Annotated in this window: 15 protein-coding genes and 1 tRNA gene; 14 read left to right on the top strand and 2 right to left on the bottom strand. The window is 50.7% G+C overall.

The features are described from left to right. Window positions 1-6: 6 nt before the first annotated feature. Genes D7V92_RS06720 through D7V92_RS06705 form a run of 4 tightly spaced genes read left to right on the top strand, consistent with a single transcriptional unit; the run spans window position 7 to window position 4,216 of the window. Window positions 7-1,332 carry a nucleobase:cation symporter-2 family protein gene (locus D7V92_RS06720; RefSeq protein ID WP_121772547.1) on the top strand — a complete coding sequence of 442 codons (1,326 nt, stop codon included), beginning with the start codon at window positions 7-9 and terminating at the stop codon, window positions 1,330-1,332. A gap of 6 nt (window positions 1,333-1,338) precedes the next feature. Continuing rightward, window positions 1,339-1,905 (top strand): xanthine phosphoribosyltransferase, encoded by a 567-nt coding sequence (xpt, locus tag D7V92_RS06715; protein WP_005855972.1) that lies wholly within the window; start codon window positions 1,339-1,341, stop codon window positions 1,903-1,905. Window positions 1,906-1,915: 10 nt separating this feature from the next. Further along, complete coding sequence (locus D7V92_RS06710) at window positions 1,916-2,329, top strand: PaaI family thioesterase (protein WP_005855973.1); 414 nt, start codon at window positions 1,916-1,918, stop codon at window positions 2,327-2,329. A 27-nt stretch (window positions 2,330-2,356) separates the two neighbouring features. Then, entirely contained in the window at window positions 2,357-4,216 is a 1,860-nt protein-coding gene (locus D7V92_RS06705; RefSeq protein ID WP_121772546.1) for a ChbG/HpnK family deacetylase, read from the top strand. A 195-nt stretch (window positions 4,217-4,411) separates the two neighbouring features. Here the strand turns inward: D7V92_RS06705 and D7V92_RS06700 are convergent. Continuing rightward, window positions 4,412-4,483 (bottom strand) — tRNA-Met (locus tag D7V92_RS06700). A 150-nt stretch (window positions 4,484-4,633) separates the two neighbouring features. Between D7V92_RS06700 and D7V92_RS06695 the strand changes: the two genes are divergently transcribed. From D7V92_RS06695 to D7V92_RS06650, 10 genes are all read left to right on the top strand, one after another. Further along, entirely contained in the window at window positions 4,634-5,227 is a 594-nt protein-coding gene (locus D7V92_RS06695) for a TetR/AcrR family transcriptional regulator (protein WP_005855975.1), read from the top strand. 17 nt (window positions 5,228-5,244) lie between these two features. Continuing rightward, window positions 5,245-6,189 carry a 3-oxoacyl-ACP synthase III family protein gene (locus tag D7V92_RS06690; protein ID WP_005868085.1) on the top strand — a complete coding sequence of 315 codons (945 nt, stop codon included), beginning with the start codon at window positions 5,245-5,247 and terminating at the stop codon, window positions 6,187-6,189. 20 nt (window positions 6,190-6,209) lie between these two features. Continuing rightward, window positions 6,210-6,956 carry a 3-oxoacyl-[acyl-carrier-protein] reductase gene (gene fabG, locus D7V92_RS06685; protein ID WP_121772545.1) on the top strand — a complete coding sequence of 249 codons (747 nt, stop codon included), beginning with the start codon at window positions 6,210-6,212 and terminating at the stop codon, window positions 6,954-6,956. Window position 6,957: 1 nt separating this feature from the next. Continuing rightward, window positions 6,958-7,632 carry an RluA family pseudouridine synthase gene (locus tag D7V92_RS06680; RefSeq protein ID WP_121772544.1) on the top strand — a complete coding sequence of 225 codons (675 nt, stop codon included), beginning with the start codon at window positions 6,958-6,960 and terminating at the stop codon, window positions 7,630-7,632. A gap of 277 nt (window positions 7,633-7,909) precedes the next feature. After that, a complete protein-coding gene (locus D7V92_RS06675; protein ID WP_008778262.1) occupies window positions 7,910-9,076 on the top strand; it encodes an efflux RND transporter periplasmic adaptor subunit in 1,167 nt (388 codons plus the stop codon). Beyond that, entirely contained in the window at window positions 9,073-13,557 is a 4,485-nt protein-coding gene (locus tag D7V92_RS06670) for a multidrug efflux RND transporter permease subunit (protein ID WP_121772543.1), read from the top strand. The genes D7V92_RS06675 and D7V92_RS06670 overlap by 4 nt, the downstream gene beginning before the upstream one ends. A gap of 262 nt (window positions 13,558-13,819) precedes the next feature. Further along, window positions 13,820-15,055, top strand: a complete 1,236-nt coding sequence (locus D7V92_RS06665) for a 6-bladed beta-propeller (protein WP_121772542.1) — start codon at window positions 13,820-13,822, stop codon at window positions 15,053-15,055. Between the two features lie 50 nt (window positions 15,056-15,105). After that, window positions 15,106-16,038, top strand: coding sequence for a homoserine O-succinyltransferase (gene metA, locus D7V92_RS06660; protein WP_005855991.1), 933 nt, complete (start codon window positions 15,106-15,108; stop codon window positions 16,036-16,038). Continuing rightward, on the top strand, window positions 16,039-17,883 hold the full coding sequence (locus D7V92_RS06655; RefSeq protein ID WP_121772541.1) for a U32 family peptidase: 1,845 nt from the start codon (window positions 16,039-16,041) through the stop codon (window positions 17,881-17,883). Window positions 17,884-17,922: 39 nt separating this feature from the next. Next, window positions 17,923-18,741: a peptidylprolyl isomerase gene (locus D7V92_RS06650; RefSeq protein ID WP_005855996.1), complete on the top strand. Its 819-nt coding sequence runs from the start codon at window positions 17,923-17,925 to the stop codon at window positions 18,739-18,741. A gap of 153 nt (window positions 18,742-18,894) precedes the next feature. Here D7V92_RS06650 and D7V92_RS06645 read toward each other — a convergent pair whose 3' ends face one another. Next, a complete protein-coding gene (locus tag D7V92_RS06645; RefSeq protein WP_005855998.1) occupies window positions 18,895-19,362 on the bottom strand; it encodes a WbuC family cupin fold metalloprotein in 468 nt (155 codons plus the stop codon). Window positions 19,363-19,432: the final 70 nt, after the last annotated feature.

The raw sequence follows: 19,432 nt of genomic DNA, 5'->3' as shown, positions 1-19,432 counted from the left end.
GACAGGATGAATACGGATTTGATTTACGGGATCGATGACCGTCCGCCTTTGAAAGAGACGCTTTTTGCCGCCATCCAGCATCTACTGGCTATTTTCGTGGCGATCATAACACCTCCCTTGATTATCGCCGGGGCGCTGAAACTGGATCTGGAGACGACCGGTTTCTTGGTTTCCATGGCTCTGTTTGCCTCCGGGGTATCCACATTCGTTCAATGTCGTAAATTAGGACCGGTCGGGGCGGGGCTGCTATGTATCCAAGGGACCAGCTTCTCGTTTATCGGCCCGATTATCACGGCTGGTTTGGCGGGAGGGCTTCCCCTTATTTTCGGCGTTTGTATCGCCGCCTCTCCGGTAGAGATGATCGTGAGCCGTACTTTTAAGTATCTGCGCTCGGTGATTACTCCCTTGGTATCGGGTATCGTGGTGTTGCTCATCGGCTTGAGCTTGATCAAGGTTGGAGTGGTCGCTTGCGGTGGGGGGTATACGGCTATGGATAACGGTACGTTCGGTAGTTTGCGTAATATCGGGGTAGCTGTGTGCGTCTTGTTGAGTGTCTTGTTCTTCAATCGTTGTAAGAACAAGTACTTGCGGATGAGTTCCATCGTGCTAGGGTTGTGTATCGGTTACGCGATCGCTTTCGCCATGGGGATGGTGGATATGGAGGTTGTCTCCTCGCAAAACCTGAGAGGGTTTAATATCCCGGTTCCCTTCAAATATGGATTGGATTTTAATATATCTTCATTTGTGGCGATCGCCTTGATCTATCTGATCACGGCGATCGAGGCTACGGGGGATATTACGGCCAACTCGATGATATCGGGGAAATCGATCGAGGGAGAAGGCTACCTGAGGCGAGTCTCCGGCGGGGTGCTGGCGGATGGGGTGAACTCGTTTATCTCCGGAATTTTCAACTCTTTCCCGAACTCTATCTTCGCCCAGAATAACGGGATTATCCAGCTGACGGGAGTCGCCAGCCGGTACGTGGGGTATTATATAGCGGGTATGCTGATCTTGTTGGGTTTATTCCCGGTTGTCGGCGTTATCTTCTCCTTGATGCCCGATCCGGTGCTGGGAGGGGCTACCCTGCTGATGTTCGGTACGGTGGCGGCGGCAGGTATCCGTATTATCGCCGCCCAAGATATCAACCGGAAGGCCACGTTGGTGTTGGCGGTTAGTTTGTCCTTGGGGTTGGGGGTGGAGCTGATGCCGGATATTCTAGGGGCCGCTCCTCAAGTGATCCGTGGCATTTTCTCCTCCGGCATAACGACGGGTGGCTTGACGGCCATTCTGGCGAATTTATTTATACGTGTAAAAGAAGATCAAACAGAATAACAAATTATGGAATTATTGAAGCAACGCATCTTGCAAGACGGCCGCTGTTATCCCGGTGGTATCCTTAAAGTGGATAGTTTTATCAACCATCAAATGGACCCGATGTTGATGTATAAGATCGCCGAGGAATTTATCCGTCGCTTTCAAGATCGTAAGATTAACAAGATCGTGACCATCGAGGCGAGCGGTATCGCCCCGGCCATTATGGTGGGTTATATCATGCAACTGCCGGTGGTCTTCGTAAAGAAGAAGAAACCGAAGACGATGGAGAACATGCTCTCTACCGTGGTCCATTCCTTCACGAAGGATCGTGACTATACGGTATGTATCAGCAATAATTTCCTGACTCCGGAGGATCATATCCTGTTTATCGATGATTTCTTGGCTTACGGAAACGCCGCCATGGGAATGGTCGAGTTGGCGGAGCAATCGGGAGCCGTGATTGAGGGTATGGGTTTTATTATAGAGAAGGCGTTTCAAGATGGCGGGAATCTGCTGCGTGAAAAGGGCATACGTGTGGAGAGCCTCGCCATTATCGATAATCTGGATGATTGTAAGATAACGGTTCGTTAATAGAAAAGATATGGATGAGAGAATAAAAGAAAAGTTGATTAACCGTGCGAAGACGAATCCTTATGTGAATTTTCTGGGGATCGACTTCACGGTTATCGAGGAAGGTCGTGTGGAGGCGCATATGCCCTTGCATGACGAGCAGAGACAATATAGCGGCGTGACGCATGGGGGTGTCTTGGCTGCTTTGGCGGATACGATCGCCGGTTTCGCCGCCTATACGATGACCCCGCTGGAGAAAGACGTGCTGACGGCAGAGTTGAAAATGTCTTTCTTACGGGCCGCTTGGGGCAATGAGCTGATCGCCAAGGGTACCGTGATCAAGGCGGGACGGAATATACATTTTTGTGAGTGCGAGATTTATTGCGACGATAAGTTGGTGAGCAAATCTTCCGGCACCTTTTGTGTGGTCCATCCCCAAGTATAGAAAAGATGTTACTTATTTATCAATATCATGAAGACTTCAAATGTAAAAAGAATCCTTTGCGGCTGCCTGTTGTTCGCCGCTACGTGGCCGGCATTCAGCCAGCCTGCCACGAATCCCCGCCTGATCATCCGTGCGGATGACATGGGGTCGTTCCGTTCCGCCAATATAGCGTGTATGGAAGGGTATAAGAATGGGGTGGAGACCTGTATAGAGGTTATGGTTGTCACCTCGTGGTTCCCCGAGGCCGCCCGGCTGTTGAGGGAGAACCCGGGGATAGATGTCGGGCTTCACCTGACGTTTACCAGCGAATGGGATAACGTGAAATGGCGTCCGCTGACGCATTGTCCCAGCTTGACCGATAGCAATGGCTATTTCTTGCCGATGATGTCTCCGAATTCCGCCTACCCGGGTCTGGCCATTCTGGAGAATACATGGAGCTTGGCCGAGATCGAGCAGGAGGCTCGGGCCCAGATAGAGATGGCCTTGAAGAACATTCCCCAGATCAGCCATATCTCCGGCCATATGGGATCGACCGGTTTCGATCCGGAGGTGGTGAAGCTGATGCGCCGCTTGTCCGAGGAATATCATCTGCCGGTCGTGGATCGGGTAGAGGCGATGCAGGAATACGATTTCACCTATTCCGGGTATGATGGAGCCTCCAAGACCCCGGCCGAGAAGGAGGCCAGTTTCATCCGGATGTTGGATAAGTTGGAACCCGGTAAACGCTATATGTTCTTGGATCACCCGGCCTTGGATAACGAGGAGATGAAAACCGTCGGGCATATCGGCTACGAGAACGTGGCGATGGACCGTCAAGGCGTGACCGATCTTTTTACCAGTCCGAAGGTGAAGCAAGCCTTGAAGGATAAGAACATAGACTTGATCAGTTATAACGATCTGACCAAGGAGCTTCCTCGTGCGGAAGCCTCGAAAACCTTGGATAAGGCGTTCGGCAATTATCTGCGGGCGGTGAAAAAGGCGGATCAAGACTTGCATAGTATCATGATCCTCCAGCATGGAAAGGTCGTAAAGGAGCAATGGCTGGGTGAGGGCGACCGCCATACGCCGCATGTCTTGAACTCCGTTAGCAAGACCTTTACGGCTACGGCTATCGGTTTTGCCGTCGCGGAGGGTAAATTGAAGGTCACGGACAAGGTGATCTCCTTCTTCCCCGACCAATTACCGGCCGAGGTAAGCCCTTACTTGAAAGAGCTGGAGATACGTCACCTATTGACCATGTCCTCCGGTCATGATGTCGATCCCACCGCTTTAGTACGGCAGAAGGGGAACGAGAAGGCCGATTGGGCAAAGCTCTTCCTCTCGGCGCCGTTGGTACATAAACCGGGAACCTATTTCGTATACAACAGCCTCGGCACGTATATGCTTTCCGCTATCATCCAGAAGGTGACGGGGGAGAAGGTGATCAATTATCTCTATCCCCGTCTGTTCCGTCCGCTGGGTATCGTCGGCGCTACTTGGGAAGAGAGTCCCCAAGGCATCAATTGCGGCGGTTGGGGTTTGTATCTCAAGACCGAGGATCTAGCGAAAATGGGTCAGTTTTTCCTGCAAAAGGGAAAATGGAACGATAAGCAATTGCTCCCCGAAAGCTGGATAGAGGAAGCTACTACCTCCAAAATAGCCTCTTTGCCCGCCGGTATGAGACCGGAGAACTTGAAGATGAAGCCGAAAGATAGCGACTGGTTACAAGGCTACGGTTACCAGATGTGGCGTTGCCGCCATAACGCCGTTCGTGCCGATGGAGCCAATGGACAATACATTATTATATTGCCCGAGCAAGATGCGGTAATCGCCATGACGGCGAATATCGGCGATATGCAGGCCGAGATCGACTTGATATGGAAATATATCTTGCCTGCCTTGAGATAGGAGATGTAGGCCCTACGTCCGGGAAACCAATAAGAGACCCCGGACGTAAGCCTATGACTTGTTGGGCGTAAGCGAATGGTTTGCGGTACGTAAGTCAATGGATTACGGGAAAAACTCAATGATTCCCACCCCGTAAACCATTGGGTTACGAAAAAAGAAAAGCCTTCTGGTCACAGACCGGAAGGCTTTTCTTAGTTGCGGAGGCAAGACTCGAACTTACGACCTTTGGGTTATGAGCCCAACGAGCTACCACTGCTCCACTCCGCGATATAGTTGCTATCATTTCTTGATTGCGAGTGCAAAGGTAGGGATATTTTCTTACAAAACAAATTTATTGCAAGTTTTTTTTAATATACTTGGTAGATACGATCTTTTTTAAGTACTTTGCGCACAGTTTTAATCAAAATGTGCAATACAATGCCGATGACAGTTTCTAAAACACGTGACATGTTGGTGGATGTGGCCAGACAATTGTTTGCCCGCATGGGGGTTGATAACACGACGATGAACGATATTGCACAGGCATCTCGTAAGGGGAGACGTACGCTTTATACGTACTTTAAAAGCAAGAACGAGATCTATTTGGCGGTAGTGGAGTCGGAGCTGGACCAGCTTCATAAGATGCTGGTGGACGTGGCCAGCAAGGATCTGCCGGCGGACGAGAAGCTGCTGACGTTTATCTATAGCCGCTTGGACGCTGTAAAGGCGTTGGTGTTTCGGAACGGTACGTTGCGGGCTACCTTCTTCCGTGATATATGGCGGGTGGAGAAGGTACGCAAGAGCTTCGACCTTCGGGAAGTGGAGATCATAAAGGGAATATTGGACGATGGCGTGAAGGAGGGTATATTCAGCATGCCGGACACGGACATTACCGCCCTCGTGCTCCATCATGCCTTGAAAGGGCTGGAGGTGCCCTATATCCGGGGGATCATGGGTGATAATATCAGCCAGCGGATTAAACGTAGAGACAATGTGATGAATTTAATATTCAACGGAATAAAGATTAAGTAAATCAAAGACACTAAGGAATGTTTATTAATGCGACAGGGTTTTATGTGCCTGAAGAACGGGTAGATAACCAACATTTTCTTGAATTGAGCGGGTTGACAAGTGAGTGGATTGAGCAACGGACGGGAATTCATACCCGCTCGAAAGCGAAAGAGGGGGAGAATATCAATACCATGAGCCTTGAGGCTGTGAAGGACGCTCTTCCCAAATTGCCTTACGATATCACGGAGGTAGACTTGATCGTCTCCGCTTCGTATTCTCCTTATGATACGGTTGCGACGGCCGCGCATACGGTTCAACATGAGTATACTATCGCTGACGCGAAAGCTTTATATCTATCCTCGGCTTGTTCTTCTTTCTTGAACGCCTTGGAGGTTGTGGAGGGATATTTCGCCATGGGGAAGGCTTCCAAGGCTTTGGTGCTTTCCGCTGATAAGAACTCCGCTTATTATAATGAGACAGACCCGAAGGCGGGCCATTTATGGGGTGATGCCGCCGCCGCTTTCTTTATCTCCAAGGAGCGGATCGGTGAGGGCGACGCTGAGATCGTAGAGGTCTACACGCAAGGTCTCGGCCATTTGTCGAAAGCGATGGAGGCGGTTCACTTGCGTCCTCGTGACGGCGGTATCTTGATGCCGGAGGGGCGTGACGTATTTATCCAAGCTTGTACCTATATGCCTAAGAATGTCCTTCATTTGTTGGAGAAGAACGGTTATACGCTGGATAACCTTACTTATTTCATCGGCCATCAGGCGAATATGCGTATCATGGCGAATATCGCCAAGCAATTGAACTTGCCGGACGAGAAATTTTTGCACAATATCGAGGAGCTGGGAAATACGGGTTCCGTAAGCTCGGCCTTGGTATATGCCCAGAACGATAAGAATTTCAAGAAAGACGACTTGATCGCTATCACGGTATTCGGCGGTGGCTATTCAACGGGAGCTTGCTTGATTAAACATTGATATTAAAAAATTTGAGTAATATGAAACTATTAGAAGGTAAAGTGGCTGTCGTAACAGGTGCCGCTCGTGGTATTGGTAAGGCTATCGCCTTGAAGTTCGCCCAAGAGGGCGCTAACATCGCTTTCACGGATCTAGTGATCGATGAGAATGGCTTGGCTACACAGGCCGAGATCGAGGCCTTGGGCGTAAAGGCGAAAGGATACGCTTCTAACGCTGCTAACTTTGAGGAGGCTCATAACGTGGTGGCCGAGATCGTAAAGGATTTCGGACGTATCGATATCTTGGTGAACAACGCCGGTATCACGAAAGACGGCTTGATGATGCGTATGAGCGAGGGACAATGGGACGCTGTGTTGAACGTGAACTTGAAGTCCGCTTTCAACTTTATCCACGCTTGTACCCCGGTCATGATGAAGCAACGTGCGGGTAGCATTATCAATATGTCTTCTGTCGTAGGTGTTCATGGCAACGCCGGACAAGCGAACTACTCCGCTTCCAAGGCCGGTATGATCGGCTTGGCTAAGTCTGTCGCTCAGGAGTTGGGTTCTCGTGGCATCCGTGCGAACGCTATCGCCCCGGGATTCATTATTACGGATATGACCGCTCAGTTGTCTGACGAGGTACGTGCCGAGTGGTGCAAGAAGATTCCTTTGCGCCGTGGCGGTACGGTGGAGGATGTGGCTAATATCGCTACCTTCTTGGCTTCGGATATGTCTTCTTATGTATCCGGACAGGTTATTCAGGTTGACGGCGGTATGAACATGTAATATGGAGGTTATTTACGAGGATAATCATATTATAGCGGTAGATAAGACCTGCCGTGAGATCGTGCAAGGCGACAAGACGGGCGATAAGCCTCTCTCGGAGATGCTGAAGGTATGGCTGAAGGAGAAGTATTGCAAGCCCGGGAATGTCTTTGTCGGTGTCACGCACCGTCTGGATCGTCCGGTGAGCGGGGTCGTGATTTTCGCCAAGACGAGCAAGGCCCTTTCTCGCTTGAACGAGATGTTTCGTGTCGGTGAGGTGCGCAAGACGTATTGGGCGATCGTCAAGAGCCGTCCCCCGCAGGATGAGGGTGAGTTGGTGGATTGGCTGGTGCGGAACGAGAAGCAAAATAAGAGTTACGCTTACGATACCAAGCGGCCGAATGCCAAGAAAGCTATCCTGCGTTATAAATTGATCGCCCATTCGGATAATTATTATCTGTTGGAGATCGATTTGAAGACGGGGCGGCACCATCAGATCCGCTGTCAGTTGGCGAAGATGGGATGTCCGATCAAGGGGGATCTGAAATATGGTTTCGATCGTTCCAATAAGGATGGAGGCATTAGCTTGCACGCCCGTAGCGCGGAGTTTATCCATCCGGTTTCAAAAGAGAACGTGCGAATTGTCGCTCCCGTGCCGGACGATAATTTATGGAAAGCGTTGTCGGTTGATCAATAAGATAATAGATGAAGATCTGATATCTGTAGAATCCTTTCGGATGGAAAAAAACATTTCATTCGAAAGGATTTTTGTTTTTGAAGTGTAGACTTACCCGGCTGGTTGTGGATTTATTCCCCAGTTGGATACGCCCTGAATTTAGTATAAATGTTAACATAAACGCTATACGGTTTGTTATTAAGTAAAGTAACGTTAATTATCGATGTCCTCGAGAAAAATGGAATGATTCTTTCTTTCTTAAATAACAAATGTGACATAAGTAATTTATATAGGTAGAATGAGCAAGAAAAGATTGGCAAAAGTACAGGTTATCTTGATAGCCCTTGTAGTAGCGATGACGGGTTGCCACCATAAGGAAGAGCAGCAATTGCCCATCGTGATCGTAGACAAACCCTCAAAAGAAGACGTGCAGATTTATGGTGAGTACGTGGGACGTATCCGTGCCGCCAGCTTTGTCGAGGTACATGCCCGTGTGGAGGGATTCCTAGAGAAAATGTTGTTTGAGGAAGGTAAACGGGTGAAGCAGAATGAGCCCCTGTTTATGATTAATCCCGATAAATATCGTGCTAGGGTAGAGAAGGCGAAAGCCCAACTGAAGAAAAGCCAAGCCCAAGCGGCCAAGGCCCGACGTGACGTGGAACGCCTGAAACCGTTGTACGAGCAACACGCCGCCAGCCAGCTGGATTTGGATAACGCCACGGCCGCTCTGGAAGACGCCGAGGCGAATATCGCCATGAGCAAGGCGGATCTGGATCAAGCGGAGATGGAGTTGAGCTATACGGTAGTGACCTCGCCGCTGTCCGGGTATATCAGTGAGCGTTTCGTGGATGTGGGCGCTTTGGTGGGCCCGGGTGTCAATTCGAAATTGGCGGCTGTCGTGAAGAGCGACACGGTATTGGTCGATTTTAAGATGACCGCCTTGGATTACCTGCGTGCCGAGCGTCGTAACGTGAAGTTTGGCGAGCGGGATACGACCCGTTCGTGGCAGCCTACCGTGACGGTTACCTTAGCGGACGACTCTGAATACCCGGTAAAAGGTATCGTGGACTTCGCCGATCCGCTGGTGGACCCGAAGACCGGTACGTTTGGCGTTCGTGCGGAACTATCCAACCCGAACCAGAAATTATTGCCCGGACAGTTCACGAAAGTGAAGCTCCTGCTGGATGTCCGAGAGCGTTCGATTGTCGTTCCCCGGAAAGCGCTCTCGATTGAGAAAGGAGGTGCGTTCATCTATATCATCCGTAGGGACGATATCGCCGAGAAGCGTTTCGTGCAGACCGGCCCGGAGATCGGCAACAAGGTCGTGATCGAACGAGGCTTGGGCGAGAACGAGCGAGTAGTGGTAGAGGGTTATCATAAATTGGTACCGGGCGTGAAGGTACATGCGGTAGAGGCCGGCGACGAGAAGGCTATCCAAGCGCTTAGAGAGGAGGAAGAACAATGAAACCGGGATTCTTTATAGACCGTCCTGTCTTTTCGACCGTCTTATCGATCCTGATCGTGATTGTCGGAATCATCGGACTGGCATTATTGCCTGTGGACCAGTATCCGCAGATTACGCCCCCCGTGGTGAAGATCAGCGCCACGTATCCGGGAGCGAGCGCCCTGACAGTGTCTCAAGCGGTCGCTACCCCAATCGAGCAGGAGCTGAACGGTACGCCCGGCATGATTTATATGCAAAGTAGTAGCTCGAACTCGGGTAGCTTGAATATTACGGTAACCTTCGATGTATCCGCCGATGCGGACTTGGCGGCTGTCGAGATCCAGAACCGTGTGAAACTGGCCGAGAGCCGTTTGCCCGCCGAGGTGATCCAGAATGGTATCACGATCGAGAAGCAGGCACCCAGCCAGCTGATGACCTTGAGCTTGATGTCCGACGATCCGAAGTTCGACGAGATCTATCTGAGTAACTTCGCCACGATCAACGTGTTGGACGTATTGCGCCGTATCCCGGGCGTAGGCCGTGTATCGAATATCGGTAGCCGTTATTACGGTATGCAGATCTGGGTGTATCCGGATCGGTTGGCCAATATGGGATTGACGGTAAAGGACTTGCAGGATGCCTTGAAAGACCAGAACCGGGAATCGGCGGCGGGCGAGCTGGGTAAGCAACCTGTGCTGGACGTGGATGTCACCTTGCCTATCACGGCCCCGGGACGTTTGTCCACCGTGAAGGAGTTTGAGGATATCGTGGTGCGGGCGAACCCGGATGGCTCGATCGTCCGGATGAGCGACGTGGCCCGGGTATCGCTGGAGGCTTCCTCGTATTCTACGGAGAGTGGGATCAACGGGAAGAACGCCGCTATCTTGGGTATCTATATGTTGCCGGGAGCGAACGCTCTGGAGGTCGCCACGAAGGTGAAAGAGGCGATGAAGGATATCAGCAAGAATTTCCCGGAGGGCTTGGAGTATAATTTCCCGTTTGATATGACGGAGTATATCTCCCAATCCGTGCATGAGGTGTATAAGACCTTGTTCGAGGCCCTCTTCTTGGTTGTTCTCGTGGTGTTCCTCTCGTTGCAGAATTGGCGTGCGGCCTTGATCCCGACGATCGCCGTCCCGATTTCCTTGATCGGTACGTTCGGTTTCATGTTGATCTTCGGCTTCTCGTTGAATATGCTAACCTTGCTGGGATTGATCTTGGCGATCGGTATCGTGGTGGACGACGCTATCGTGGTGGTGGAGAACGTGGAGCGTATCATGGCCGAGGAACGTGTGACCGCCCGTGAGGCTACGCATAAGGCGATGCGGGAATTATCCGGTGCCTTGATCGCTACCTCCATGGTATTGGCCGCCGTGTTCGTGCCGGTGAGTTTCTTGGGAGGTATCACGGGGCAGTTGTACCGTCAGTTCTCCGTTACGATCGTAGTTTCCGTGTTGCTGTCCACGGTAGTGGCCTTGACGTTGAGTCCGGCGATGTGCGCCATCATCTTGCGTCCGTCTCATAAGAAGAAAGCGTTTATTTTCCGTAAGATCAATCTGTGGTTGGCGAAAGGAAATAAGAAATATACGAAGTTGTTGCGTATCTCCATCGCTAATCCCCGCCGTATCTTGGCAGGGTTCGGGATGGTGCTGGTGGCTATCTTCGTCTTGAACCGGGTGTTGCCTACCAGCTTTATCCCGGAGGAGGATCAAGGGTTCTTCACCGTTGAGCTGGAGATGCCCGAGGGGACTACCTTGGAGCGTACACGTGCCGTGACAGACCGTGCGATCGAGTTCCTCGACCATCATCCGGCCGTGGCCTACGTGCAGAACGTAACGGGTAGCAGTCCCCGTGTCGGTACGAACCAAGGGCGTGCCACGCTGACGGTGATCCTGAAACCGTGGGAAGAGCGTAAATCCTCCGGTATGAAGGTAGAGGACGTGATGGCCGATGCCCGCCGGGAATTCTATTATTACCCCGAGGCTAAGTCGTACGTGAACCGTCCGCCGGTAATCCCGGGCTTGGGCGAGAGCGGTGGTTTGGAGATGCAGTTGGAGGCTAGGGGAGACGCTAGCTGGGATAATCTGGTAAGCGCCACGGATACCTTCCTGTATTACGCCTCGCAGGCGCCGGAGCTTCAAGGCGTATCTTCCGCCATGCAGAGCGAGATCCCGCAGTTGTATTTCGACGTGGATCGTGACCGGGCGAAGTTCCTCGGCATCCCTTTGTCCGATATCTTCTCGACCATGAAAGCTTATCTAGGCTCCGTGTACGTGAACGACTTCAATATGTTCAACCGTATTTACCGTGTATATATCCAAGCGGAGGCGCCTTACCGGGCTACCCGGGATAATCTGGACTTGTTCTTCGTGCGCAGCAAGGACGGGGCGATGGTTCCCTTGACCGCCTTGGGCACGACCCAATATACGACCGGCCCGGGAACGATCAAGCGTTTCAATATGTTCACCACGGCCTCGATCAACGCTGTAGCCGCCCCGGGATATAGTACGGGCGAGGCGATGGCGGCGATGGAACGGATCGCTAGGGAGCATCTGCCCGAGAATATCGGTCTGGAGTGGAGCGGTCTTTCCTATCAGGAGAAACAGGCCGGCGGGCAGACGGGATTTGTCTTGGCGTTGGTATTCTTGTTTGTCTTCTTGTTCTTGGCGGCTCAGTATGAGAGCTGGATCGTGCCGATCGCCGTATTGCTTTCCTTGCCGGTCGCCACGTTGGGTGCTTACTTGGGTATCTGGGTGACGGGGTTGGAGAACGATATCTATTTCCAGATCGGTCTGGTAACCCTGATCGGTTTGGCGGCGAAGAACGCTATCTTGATCGTCGAGTTCGCCAAGGTACAGGTGGATAACGGGGTAGATGTGGTGAAAGCCGCTATCCATGCCGCCCAGATGCGTTTCCGCCCGATCTTGATGACCTCGTTGGCTTTCGTGTTGGGTATGCTTCCGATGGTGTTGGCTAGCGGGCCGGGCTCAGCTTCCCGCCATAGTATCGGTACGGGCGTGTTCTTCGGTATGCTGGTGGCGATTACGGTAGGTATCGTGTTGGTTCCCTTCTTCTTTGTCTTGATTTATAAAGTGAAGGGGAAGATGCGGATGGAACGTATCGCTCAAAAGAAAGAAGTGGTAACCGTGGTGTGTGTCGTTTCTATGCTGGCGTTCTCTTCCTGCAAGATCGGAAAGCGTTACGCACGTCCGGAGTTGAACCTGCCGGACCGGATCGAGGCTTATACGGATACGACCGATACGGCGTCCGTGGAGAATATCCCTTGGGAGAGCCTTTACGCCGATGAGACCTTGAAAGATTTGATCAAAAAGGCTCTGGATAATAATAAGGATATGAAGATCGCCGCCGCCAAGGTGAAGGAGATGATCGCCGCCAAACGGATCTCTTTCGCGAATATGCTGCCGGAGGTGGGTGTGAATATCTATGCGCAAAAGGAACGCTTGAACTATGGAGGGGATAGCCCGTCTCCCGACCCTGAGTTTGGGGCGAAACTGACTTTATCTTGGGAATTGGATTTATGGGGCAACCTCCGCTGGGCGAACGAGGCTACCATCGCTTCCTATATGCAGACCGTGGAGGGGCAGCGTGCCTTGCGATTGACCATCATCGCCGAGGTAGCCGCCAATTATTATCAACTTTGCGCCTTGGACCAAGAGTTGTCGATCGTACAACAAACCTTAGACGCACGTCGTGAGGGTGTTCGCTTGGCGAAGCTTCGCTATGAGGGTGGACTTACTTCCGAGACGGCTTACAACCAAGCCCAAGTGGAGTTGGCCCGTACCGAGACCTTGATCCCCTCGCTGGAGCGTCAGATCAAGATCAAGGAGAGCGACCTCAGCATGCTGTTGGGCGAATATACGGATGATATCCCCCGTGGCCTCTCCTTGAGCGACCAGCACCTGCCGGATGCCTTACCGATCGGCTTACCGTCTTCTTTGCTGGAGCGCCGGCCGGATATGCGTCAAGCGGAGTTTAAGCTTCGGGCGGCGAACGCTCAGGTAGGTGTGGCGCAAACGGACTTATTCCCGAAGATCCGTTTGACAAGCAATTACGGTTTCGAGAGCGATGAGTTAAGCAGTATCTTGAAGAGTCCGGCAGGTTTTATTGCCGGAAGCCTGTTGCAGCCGATCTTCGCCATGGGGAAGAACAAAGCGAAAGTGAAAGCGGCGAAGGCTCGTTACGAGCAAGAGGTCTATAGTTACGAGAAGAGCGTATTAGGCGCTTTCAAGGAGGTGAACAACGCTATCGTGACCGTCCGCAAGGTGAAGGAGATCCGTGCTTCCCGCATGAATCTGGAAGCCTCCGCCAGTAAATATCTGGAACTCGCCCAACTGCAATACATCAACGGTGTCATCAGCTACATGGACGTATTGGATGCCCAGCGTGGTTTGCTGGACGCCCAGATCGGTTTGAACAATGCCGTGCTGGATGAGTTGCTGTCGGTGGTATACCTGTATAAGGCTTTAGGGGGAGGTTTCTAATCCTTATACCTAAAGCAGATATATGGATATCAATTTATAAACCAATGGAACCCATCCTATAACTCAATGGAATACGAACAAGATCCCATTGAGTTATAGGATGGGTTCCATTGGTTTTCTTATTTATAATAACCATTAAATAGTGAGATATTTACGAGTTTTTCGAACAAATCTTTGCGTAGCCATTAAAAATTCCCTATATTGCGCAAGGTGAATGTTATTTGCCTTTATCCTTAAATTTAAACTAAAAGAAAAGACTATTATGAGACAGAGCTTGATAGCGGCGGGAATGTTTTTATTAACGGGAGGTATGGTTGGCTGCGGTACCTCTTCTACCCAAGAGAAAGAGGATCTTATCGTGGTGGACGTATCGAAAGATTATCCCAAAAAGGAACTGATCTTGCAAGATCTTTTCGATGTGGAATATATTCCGTTGGAGACTACCGACGAGTTCGTGACGCTAGGCTGGTTGCAGGCGATTGGGAAGGATGTGATGATCGTACGGAATATGTTTGCTGCTGATGGGAATATTTTTATTTATGACCGGAAAGGAAAAGCGGTACGAAAGATTAACCGGAGGGGACAGGGTAACGAGGAGTATTATGCGACGAATGGTATCTATCTGGACGATGAGAAAGGAGAAATGTTTGTTGGTAATCTGCAGCAAAGAAAGATAATGACTTATGACTTGTTCGGGAATTTTAAACGAAGTTTCCTGTTTAAGGAAGGAGAAGACGAAGATACGAAATCATGGGTTTATTATAAAGCGATCTTCAATTTAGACGGAGATCATTTCATCTGCCAAGACGCTAGTAGCGGGCGTAATTTTAATAGAGATCATCAGGATCTTGAGCCTAGGAATATATTCTTGATAGTATCCAAGCGAGACGGGAGCGTGGTAGAGGAGATTAAGATTCCTTTTGAGAAAAAGGTGTCGCAAGTATTGTTCGACGAAAAGGGCATAGGTATGGTTAATAACCCTTGTATCGTCCCTTACGGGGATCGTTGGCTACTTACGGAGCCATCTTGCGACACGGTCTACACCTATTCGCCCGCTGATGGATTAAAGCCCTTTATCGTAAGGACTCCCTCTATTCAATCCATGAGCCCGGAGATCTTTCTTTTCCCGGGTGTGGTTACGGATCGTTATTGTTTTATGCAGACCGTAAAGAAAGAGTTGAACTTGGCGATGATGGATACCTACTATCGGTTGATGAGAACCGATTTGGTGTACGATAGGGAGACAAAGGAAGTATCCGAGTATGTCCTATATAACGATGATTTTACGAAAGAAGTACCGATCGCCAACCTCGTGGACGAGATTTTCGACCTCACGGTCTTCAATAACGACGAGATCGCCTTCACGTGGCGGATAAATACCCCCGAACTTGTCGAGGCCTATCAAGAAGGACACCTCAAAGGCAAGTTAAAGGAGATCGCCGCAGGTATGCACGAGGAGGACAACCCCGTGATCATGGTGGCGAAGTATAAGCGATAATGAGAAAATTCTCATTATCTTTGCGCTCATATAATAATCAGAGATAGAAAATGCCATTAAATTTACAAAAGAACTTACCGGCTATCGAGCTGCTGAAGAAGGAACATATCTTCGTGATGGATTCCTTGCGTGCGTCGGAGCAGGATATCCGCCCCCTTCGGGTAGTCGTATTGAATTTGATGCCCCTTAAGATAACGACCGAGACGGACTTGGTTCGCCTCCTCAGTAATACACCCCTACAAGTGGAACTTGATTTTATGAAGATCAAGGGACATACGCCGAAGAATACGCCCATCGAGCATATGCAGGAATTTTATAAGGATTTCGATGAGATGGCGGATGATTTCTACGACGGGATGATCGTGACGGGCGCTCCCGTGGAGCAGATGCCTTTCGAGGAAGTTAGTTATTGGGAGGAGATCACGCAGATATTCGATTGGGCCCGTACGCATGTTACCTCCACGCTCTATATCTGCTGGGCGGCGCAAGCGGGGCTATACCATTTCTATGGGGTGCCTAAATATGATTTGCCGGCCAAGATGTTCGGAGTCTTCCGTCATTCGCTCCGGGAACCGTTTGTTCCGATCTTCCGGGGGTTCGATGACGAGTTCTTCGTGCCTCATAGCCGTCATACCGAGATTCGCCGGGAGGATATCATGAAGGTGCCCGAGCTCACCTTATTGTCCGAGAGCGAGGAATCCGGCGTCTATATGGCGATGGCTCGTGGCGGACGGGAATTCTTCATCACCGGCCATTCCGAGTATTCGCCCTATACGCTGAATGATGAGTATATGCGTGATTTGGGGAAGGGATTGCCCATCAACAAGCCTCGTAATTATTACCGGAATAACGATCCGGCGCAAGGCCCGGTGGTACGTTGGCGGGGGCACGCGAACCTGCTATTCACCAATTGGCTGAACTATTACGTATACCAAGAGACCCCGTTCCGCCGGGAAGATATTAAAAAACTAGGAAGCTTGTAAATGAGAAAAGAACCCCGTTCGATAGAACTGTTATCTCCCGCTAAGGATCTGATTTGCGGTAGGGAGGCGATTAACCATGGCGCCGATGCCGTGTATATCGGTGCCCCGAAGTTCGGAGCCCGTGCCGCCGCCGGTAATACGCTGGACGATATACGGCAGCTTTGCGATTACGCCCATCTCTATTCGGCTCGTATTTACGTGGCCTTGAACACTATCTTGAAAGAAGAGGAGCTGGCAGAGGCCGAGCAAATGATCTGGCAGCTTTACGAGGCCGGGGCGGATGCCTTGATCGTTCAAGACATGGGTATCACCCAGTTGAACCTTCCGCCTATCCCCTTGCACGCCAGTACGCAAACGGATAACCGTACGCCGGAGAAGGTGAGATTCCTGCAAGAGGTAGGTTTCACGCAAGTCGTATTGGCGAGAGAGCTATCACTGAACCAGATACGGGAGATCGCCGAGCGAACGAACGTGCCTCTGGAGGTCTTCGTACACGGGGCGCTGTGCGTAAGCTATAGCGGCCAGTGTTACCTGAGCGCCGCCTTGAGCGGACGAAGCGCCAACCGGGGGGAATGCGCCCAGTATTGCCGCCTGCCTTATAGCTTGATCGACGTGGATGGGAAGGAGATCGTATCGGGTAAGCATCTCTTATCCTTGAAGGACATGAACCGGGGCGAATACTTGGAGGAGTTGTTGGATGCCGGTGTCTCTTCCTTGAAGATCGAGGGTCGTTTGAAGGATGTATCTTACGTGAAGAACGTAACGGCTTGGTATCGGAAGAAACTAGACGCTATCTTGGTCCGTCGGCCGGAATACCGTCGTGCCTCGGCCGGGCATAGCACTTACACGTTCGAGCCCGTGGCGGAGAAAAGTTTCAACCGGGGTTTCACGCCTTTCTTATGGAAGGAGCGTACGAAGGATATCACCAGCTTTGATACGCCTAAGTCCTTGGGGGAGCCGGTGGGTACGGTGAAAGAACTGAAAGGAAACTCTTTCACGATCGCCGGACTGAAACAATTGAATAATGGCGATGGGCTTACCTTCTTCAACGAGAAAGGGGAGTTGGAGGGCTTCCGGGTAAACCGTGTGGAGGCGAACCGGATCTTTACGCTGGATCGCCCGGCGATCCGTCCGAAGATGCCTTTGTACCGGAATTTCGATCAAGAGTTTGATAAACTGCTATCCAAGCCATCCGCCGAGCGGAAGCTCTCTGTCCGGATGGAATTTCAAGATAATGCCTTTGGCTTCACGTTAAGTATGACAGACGAGACAGGAGCCCGTATCATGCTTACCCAGCCGTTCGAGAAAGAACCGGCCCGGCGGGATCAGGCGGAGAATATCCGTACCCAGCTCTCTAAGTTGGGAAATACGCCTTTTGAGGCGGCGGAGGTCACCGTGGCGATGTCCGATAACTGGTTTGTCCCTTCTTCTTTATTGGCCGAGATGCGTAGGCAAGGGGTGGAGAGGCTTATCTCTACCCGGCGGATTCGTTACCGCAGGGAAGAGGCTCGTCCGATAAAGCCGTGTGTAGGCGAGACTTTGGAAATCCCTTTCCCAGAGAAGCGTCTGACTTATTTAGGGAATGTCTCCAATAGCAAGGCTGGTGCCTTTTATAAGGCGCATGGCGTGACTGCCGTGGAAGACGCTTTCGAGTTGTCTCCCCGGAAGGATGTTCCTTTGATGTTCACGAAACATTGCCTGCGGTACAGTATGGGATGGTGCCCTACTTACCAGAAGCAGAAGTCTCCCTATAAGGAGCCTTACTTCCTGCGCTATAAGGAAACGCTCTTGCGTTTGCGCTTCGACTGCAAGAATTGCCAGATGTTGGTCTATGCGGAGGAATAACCGGCTTTGTAACTACTTAATTCGATAAATAAAACAGGTATGAAACGACAAATTTTCTCGCTGTTCCTGCTCTTGCTCACGTTGGTAGCTTGTGGGGATAAGCCTTTGGACCCGAATAAACCCGTATATGTGAAAATCAAGACGACGATGGGAGACGTCACCGTCCTGCTATACGACGATACGCCTCTTCACCGGGATAACTTCATAAAGCTCTGCCAGTCGAACGAGTATGAGGGTATGCTTTTCCACCGTGTTATCAAGGAGTTTGTCGTGCAAGGTGGTGATCCGGAGAGTAAGGCGCATGAGCCGGGTGCCTTGTATGGGGATGGCGATGGTGGTTATACCGTTCCCGCCGAGATATTACCCAATCATTTTAATAAGAAAGGCGCTTTGATCGACGCGAAAGAGATCGATGCCGTGAATCCGGAACGTGCCTCCGCCGGTACGCAGTTCTGTTTTGTGCAAGGGAAAGTCTTGGACGACAAGGAGCTTGCGGAGAAAGAGGCTCGTATCAATGAGATCCGACGGAACTGGTTGTACTATAAATTCCGGGATGAGCTGAAAAAGCAAGATCCTTCCTTGGCCGCCGATTCCTTGGAGAATGAGTTACATGCTCGTGCGTCCATCTTGGTAGAAGATACGTTGGCGGTATTAGGCCCGGTAGTGATCCCGGCCGAACGGCGTGAGATTTATAAGACGATCGGTGGCGTTCCGCATCTGGATGGCTCGGTAACGATCTTTGGCGAGGTAGTGGAAGGCTTCGATATCGTAGAGAAGATCTCCGTGGTAAAGACGGATAAGAACGATCGTCCTTTACACGACGTGATGATTAAATCGACGAAGGTTTTCCAGAAATAATAACAATGCCTATTATAAGGAGGTAACGATGCCCATTGTAAGCTCCTTATAATGGGCATCGTAAACACTTTAGAATGGGCATTGTTAAAACCATCGGATAGCTCTTGTTATACGAGGCTGATCGCTAGCTTGTTATACTAAAAGTATCATCGATCATATTTGGCTCTCGAGCCATTCCAGATACTTCTTTACTCCCTCCGTATCTTCCGCCTCGGGGCTCCAAGGCGCTAGGTTCTCCGGTGCTAGCGGTGCGAACGGCCCTTGCTTTATCTCATAAATAACCGATCCGGATTCCAGTACCAGAAGCCCGTGCCATGTTCCGGCCTTGATCTCCGCTCCATAAGCGCCTTCCTTTGGATTCAGTATCGTTTTCTCCGTGATATTCCCTTCCTCGTCAAACAAGAATACCGCTACCTTCCCACGTAGCAACAAGAAGATCTCGTCTTTCGCCGGATTTAAATGCCGGTGCGGACGCAAATACGTACCGGGCTCCATGGCATTCAGTAACCGATTGATCGGATCATCCAATCTCTCATGGAAATTATAGTTCATTCGCAGGCGGGGAGACTGCAAGGCTTTGGCCTGGGTCTCGTCGAGTAATTGTTCGTTGATTATCTTCATCTCTGTATCTTATTGTATTTCTGAGCCACGAATATACGAAATATTTATTGGTCAATGCTTGATATTCCTT

This window comes from Parabacteroides sp. CH2-D42-20 (assembly GCF_003670185.1).
Taxonomy (GTDB): Bacteria; Bacteroidota; Bacteroidia; order Bacteroidales; family Tannerellaceae; genus Parabacteroides; species Parabacteroides distasonis.
Note: the sequence above shows the minus strand (reverse complement) of the source record. Positions and strands in the feature narration are given on the sequence as shown.